Annotated in this window: 6 protein-coding genes; all 6 read left to right on the top strand. The window is 74.5% G+C overall.

Features of this window, described 5'->3' with window-relative positions:
* A partial coding sequence (locus AB1673_17240) for a DUF4012 domain-containing protein (protein MEW6155702.1) occupies positions 1-1,900 on the top strand: 1,900 nt, incomplete at its 5' end.
* Positions 1,901-1,980: 80 nt separating this feature from the next.
* Entirely contained in the window at positions 1,981-2,562 is a 582-nt protein-coding gene (locus AB1673_17235; protein MEW6155701.1) for a hypothetical protein, read from the top strand.
* Positions 2,563-2,636: 74 nt separating this feature from the next.
* Positions 2,637-3,197, top strand: coding sequence for a hypothetical protein (locus AB1673_17230; GenBank protein MEW6155700.1), 561 nt, complete (start codon positions 2,637-2,639; stop codon positions 3,195-3,197).
* 16 nt (positions 3,198-3,213) lie between these two features.
* A complete protein-coding gene (gene rpiB, locus AB1673_17225; GenBank protein ID MEW6155699.1) occupies positions 3,214-3,666 on the top strand; it encodes a ribose 5-phosphate isomerase B in 453 nt (150 codons plus the stop codon).
* A 5-nt stretch (positions 3,667-3,671) separates the two neighbouring features.
* Positions 3,672-4,913, top strand: coding sequence for a serine hydroxymethyltransferase (gene glyA / locus AB1673_17220; protein MEW6155698.1), 1,242 nt, complete (start codon positions 3,672-3,674; stop codon positions 4,911-4,913).
* Between the two features lie 10 nt (positions 4,914-4,923).
* A partial coding sequence (locus tag AB1673_17215) for an MraY family glycosyltransferase (protein ID MEW6155697.1) occupies positions 4,924-6,150 on the top strand: 1,227 nt, incomplete at its 3' end.

Genomic DNA, 6,150 nt, shown 5'->3' with positions numbered 1-6,150 from the left:
CGGGCGGGGCCAGGCCTTCGGGCGGGCGCGGAGCCGCTCGCGCCGCCGACCACGGGGGCGGGTGGGCCGCTGGCTGCGGGCCGTGGGGGCAGTCGTCGCCCCGGCCGTGGTGGTGGCCTCGGCCGTTGTGCTGATGGCCTGGCGCGACACGGACCGGGCCCGTGAACAGTTGGAGGACGTCCGCCAGACGCTGGTGCAGGCCGTCGCCGGCCCGGCCGTGCTGGCCGACCCGCAGGGGCGCACCGACCTGGCCGCCCTGCTGGCCGCGGCCGCCGAAGGCGCCGAAGCCGCCGGCCGCGACCTGGAGGCGTCCCGGCCGCTCTCACTGATCGGGTGGGTACCGGGCGGGCGGGAGCAGCGCGCCGGCCTGCTGGGCCTGGCCGGGGACGCCTCGGCCGCGGCCCGGGTGCTGTCGTCGATGGTGGCCGGCATCGACCAGGCGGCGGCCGGGGCGGCCGTGGAGGGCTCCACCGTCCCCCTCGACGCCCTGGGCCTGCTGGCCGCCGAGGCCGAGCGAGGCGGCTCGGCGCTGGCCCGGCTCGACCGCGGGTCGGACGGGTTGGTCCCCCCGCTGGCCGCGGCGCGCGACGACCTCGACGAGCTGCTGCGGTCGACGGCCGGCCGCCTGGAGGGGGCCGCGGGGGCCATCGAGGCGACCCGGGGGTTCCTGGGCGCAGCCGGCCCGCGCCGCCACCTGATCGCCGTCCAGAACAACGCCGAGATGCGCGACCAGGGCCTGGTGGCGTCCTACGGGGTGCTGAGGGTCGAGGGCGGCCGGTTCTCCCTGGAACGCTCGGGCTCGGTGCTCGACCTGACCCTCGACGCCCCGGCCGACGTCGCCCTGCCCCCGGGCACCGAGGCCGTGTTCGGCTCCCTGTTCCCCACCCAGACGTGGCAGTCGGTGAACGCCACCGCCGACTTCGCGCTGAGCGGGGCGGCCATGGCCGCCATGTACCGACAGGCCACAGGCACGGCTGTCGACGGGGTCATCGGCGTGGACGTGCCCGCCCTGGCCGCCCTGCTGGGCGCACTGGGGCCGGTGGACGTCCCGCCCGCCGGCCCCGGGGGTGGGCCGGCGGCCCCGGGCGCCCTCACGGCCGCCAACGCCGCCCAGTTCCTGCTCCACGACCAGTACGAGGGCCTGCCGCCGCTGGCCGACACCAGCGGCCGCCGCGACCGCCTGGCCGACCTCACGGGGGCCGTGGTCGAGCGCCTGGGCTCGGCCGGCGACGCCATGGCCCTGGGCCAGAGCCTGGGCGGGGCAGCCGGCGGCGGCCACCTGCGGCTGTGGAGCGCGGACCCGGGCGAGCAGGGCACGTTCGAGCGGGCCGGCCTGGCTGGGGGGCCGGTGGCCGGCCAGAGCCCCGAGGTGGCCGCCCGGACTTTCCACCTGGCCGTCCAGAACCGCACGGCCACCAAGCTGGACTGGTTCGTCCACCCCGAGGTCCACCTCGACGTGCGGCTGACGCCCGGGGGCGACGCCGTGGTGTGGCCCACGTTGACCATCGAGAACCGGGCACCGGTGGGCGCCGCCCCTTCCTACCGGCTGGGCCCCGACGGCTTCACGGGGGCGCCCGGCGACTACGTGGGCTGGGTGCTGCTGTGGTCGCCGGTGGGCTCGCAGGTGGCCGGCTCGGTGAGCGAGTCGGGCCTGGAGCTGACCGAGCGGGTGGTGGCCGTGGGGGCCGGGCAGTCGGCGACGGTGCGGTTGGGCCCCGTGACCGTGCCCGGGGCGGTGCGCGACGGCCAGCTGGCCCTGCGCCTCGTCCCCCAGCCCCGGGCCCACCCCGTGCCCCTCACCGTCACCCTCGACCCCGGCCGGTGGCGAGCGGGCGTCGACGAGCGCTGGAAGGGTACGTGGGACCGCTCCCTGACCCTTTCCTGGCCCGTTTCGCGCTGAGGCCCGGCGGTTCTGCCTAGAATCCCCGGCGGAGGGGCTGGGTTACCGAAGATGTGGCGGGCACCGAAAGGGGTCCTTGGATGGGACGCAGCACTTCACTGGCGGCGGTCACCTTGTTGGCGGCCGGGACGATGGCGTTGGCCGCCCCGGCGTCGGCCCAGCCGGGCTACCCGCCACCGGGGCCGTGCCCGGCCACCGTGACTTCCGTCGACGCGGGAACCTTCGCCGTGGGCACGGTCTTCACCGTCACCCTGTCGCCGACGTGCCTGTGGACGCCGGGCACGCCCGTGAACGTGTCGGTCAACGGCCAGTTCGTCGGGGCCAAGGGGGCGTCAGCCGCCGGCACGGTCGACGTGCTGGTCAACATCGTCTCGCCCACCCTGCTGGAGATCGACAACCCGGTCAAGGTGCCGGCCGTGTGCGGGACGAACTCGATCGTGGCCCGGGGCGTGTCCGCATCAGCGGCCGCTGACGTGGTGCACACGACCACCTTCGGGGTGAACTGCGCGACCAAGGTGGCGGCCGGCTCGGGGGGCATCCTGGCCTTCACCGGCACCGGCCTGCTGGGCACGGTGGCCCTGGCCGTGGTGCTGGTGGCCGCCGGCGCGGTGGTGGCGACGTCGGCCCGCAAGCGCCGCCGCCTCTCCCAGCCGGTCGCCTGAGCACCTCGGCCCTGCGCCCCGGGGCGGCCGTGCGGTGGCTGGGGGCCGGCCGCGGCCGTCGGTAGACTCGCCCCATCGACATCCTCGTTCTCTGTACGGGCAACATCTGCCGCTCCCCGGTGGCCGAGGCGCTTCTGCGCCGGCGGCTGGAGAAGGCCGGCATCGAAGCCCACGTCCACTCCGCCGGCCTGCTGCGCAGCGGGCTGGCGGCCAGTGCCCACGGGGTCGACGTGCTCAGCGAGCGGGGGATCGACATTGCTGCCCACCGCAGCCGCACGATGACCGCCGCCATGCTGGAGGGGGCCGATCTGATCGTGGCCATGGCTCGTGAGCACGTGCGCGAGGCGGTGGTGACGGTCCCGACCGTCTTCCCCCGCACGTTCACCCTCAAGGAACTGGTCCGCCGGGGCCATGAGGTCGGCCACCGCCTGCCCGGCCAGACCCTCGACCGGTGGCTCGACAATGTCAACGCCGGCCGCACGGTGGGCGGCCTAATGGGCGCCTCCCCCTCTGACGACGTCGCCGACCCCATCGGCCTGCCCCGCCCCGCCTACGAGCGCATGGTCGCCGACCTCGAGGTGCTGGTCGACGAGATGGTCGGGCTCGTGTGGGGCGACCACGAAAGGAGACGGTGACCCCGTGACCGCACCGCTGAGGATCGTCATCGGCTCCGACCACGCCGGCTACCAGCTCAAACAGCACCTGGCCGGCCACCTGCGCTCGGCCGGCCACGAGGTCGACGACATCGGCACCCACTCCGAGGAGTCGGTCGACTACCCCGACTACGGGGCGGCCGTGGGCCGGGCGGTGGTCGCCGGCAAGGCCGACTACGGCGTGTGCGTGTGCGGCACGGGCATCGGCATCGGCATCGCGGCCAACAAGGTGCGGGGGGTGCGGGCGGCCGTGGTCCACGACGCCACCTCGGCCCGCATGGCCCGCCAGCACAACGACGCCAACGTGGTGTGCGTGGGCGCCCGGCTGACCGGCCCCCAGGCCGCCTCCGACGCCATCGACGCCTTCCTGGGCGCCGAGTTCGAAGGTGGCCGCCACCAGCGCCGCATCGACGAGATCACGGGCATCGAGACCGAGGAGGCGTCCGCCTGATGGGCCTGGCCGAGAGCCCCCGCGACGACGACCTCTTCGCCATCATCGACCGCGAGGTCGAGCGCCAGAACACGACCATCCAGCTCATCGCCTCGGAGAACTTCACGTCGCCGGCCGTCATGGCCGCCACCGGCTCGGTCCTGACCAACAAGTACTCCGAGGGTTACCCGGGCAAGCGCTACTACGGCGGCAACGCGGTGGTGGACGAGGCCGAGGAGCTGGCCCGGCGGCGGGCCAAGGCCCTGTTCGCGGCCGAGCACGCCAACGTCCAGCCCCACTCGGGGGCCAACGCCAACCTGGGCGTCTACCTGGCCCTGCTGGAGCCGGGCGACACGGTGATGGGCATGCGCCTCGACCAGGGCGGCCACCTGACCCACGGTTCGCCCGTCAACGCCAGCGGCAAGCTGTTCCGGTTCGTGTCCTACGGGGTGCGGCCCGACGACGAGCGCCTCGACCTCGACCAGGTGCGCGACATGGCCCGCCGAGAGAGACCCAAGGCCATCATCGCCGGGGCCACGGCCTACTCCCGGGTCATCGACCCCGAGCCCTTCCGGGAGATCTGCGACGAGGTCGGCGCCCTGTTCATCTTCGACGCGGCCCACATCGCCGGGCTCATCGCCGGCGGCGTCCACCCTTCGCCCGTGCCCGTGGCCGACGTGGTCACCTTCACCACCCACAAGACCCTGCGGGGGCCCCGGGGCGGGGCGGCCGTGTGCCGCTCCGAGCACGCCCAGGCCGTCGACAAGGCCATGTTCCCCGGGCTCCAGGGCGGCCCCCTGATGCACGTGATCGCGGCCAAGGCGGTCGCCTTCTGGGAGGCCCTCCAGCCGCCGTTCGCCGAGTACGCCGCCCAGGTCGTGCGCAACGCCCGGGCCCTGGCCGCGGCCCTCGAGGGCGAGGGCTTCCGGCTCGTCTCGGGGGGCACCGACAACCACCTCATGCTCGTCGACCTGCGCCCCTTCGACCCCGACCTGACGGGCAAGGTGGCCCAGGACGTGCTCGACCGGGCCGGGATAACCCTGAACAAGAACACCATCCCCGACGACCCCCGCTCGCCGTTCGTCACCAGCGGGCTGCGCCTGGGCACGCCCGCGGTGACCACTGCCGGCATGGCCGAGCCCGAGATGGCCGAGATCGCCGCCCTCATCGGCACCGCCCTGCGCCGGCGCGACGACGAGGCCGCCCTGGCCGAGGTCCGGGAGGCGGCCGCCACCCTCTGCTCCAAGTTCACCCCCTACCCGGGTTAGGGCCCCACCAGTGGCGGGAGGCACACGGGTACTCGTGTCCTACGCGGTGGTGGCCGGGGTGGCCGCCTTCGTGACGTGGGCCCTCACGCCCGTCGTGTGGCGCCTGGCCATCCGCTGGGGAGCGGTCGTCAAGCCCGACGAACGGCGGGTCCACCTGCGGCCCACGCCCACCCTGGGCGGGATCGCCATGCTGGCCGGGCTGCTGGCGGCGGTGGCCGTGGCCTCTGTCCTGCCCGACCTGGCCGCCGTGTTCGAGAACTCGTCCGAGCCCCTGGGCCTGGTCCTGGCGGCCGTGGTGATCCTGGCCGTGGGCGTGCTCGACGACGTGCGGGAGGTGTCGGCCCCGGCCAAGATGGCCGGCCAGGTGTTCGCCGGGTCGGTGCTGGCCCTGTTCGGCGTGACGATGTTCTACTTCCGCATCCCGTTCGCCGACTTCGTGGTGCTCTCGCCCGACGTCGGCTTCCTGCTCACGGTGCTGTGGGTGGTGGGCACGGCCAACGCCGTGAACCTCATCGACGGTCTCGACGGCCTGGCCGCCGGGGTCATGGCCATCGCCGGGGGGGCCTTCTTCTTCTACTCGTGGCGCCTGCTCGACGTCGGCCTGCTCGACGCCACCACCATCGCCCCCATGGCGGTGGCCATCGCTTGCGGGCTGTCGATCGGGTTCCTGCCCCACAACCTCCACCCCGCCAAGGTGTTCATGGGCGACGGCGGGGCCATGTTGCTGGGCCTGCTGATGGCGGCCGCCACCATCTCGGTAGGGGGGCGCACGGCCGACCAGTTCAGCGGCCAGACCTACTTCTTCTTCGCCCCCCTGGTCATCCCGTTCATCATCTTGGGGGTGCCCTTCGTCGACACCGGGTTCGCCATCGTGCGCCGGGCCGTCAAACGGGTGGCCTTGTCCGAGGCCGACAAAGACCACCTCCACCACCGCCTCATGGCCCTGGGCCACGGCCCCCGCCGGTCGGTGCTCATCCTGTGGGCCTGGACGGCCATCCTCTCGGGCGTCGTGCTCGTGCCCACCTACACCAACCAGGGCAACGCCGTCGTGCCGTTCATGGTGGCCGCCCTGGCCGTGGTGCTGTTCACCCTGTTCCATCCGGGCGTGCGCCAGCCCCGGGTGGCCGACCTGGCCGACGACGCCGCCGTGTGGCCCAGGCCCACCCGCCTGGCCCCGCCCCCGGCGGCCGGCCCCCCGCGTCCCCCCCGGGCCCGGCCCCGGCCCCGGCCCGGCGCG

It is taken from the genome of Actinomycetota bacterium, from assembly GCA_040754375.1.
GTDB lineage: Bacteria > Actinomycetota > Acidimicrobiia > Acidimicrobiales > AC-14 > JBFMCT01.
Note: the sequence above shows the minus strand (reverse complement) of the source record. Positions and strands in the feature narration are given on the sequence as shown.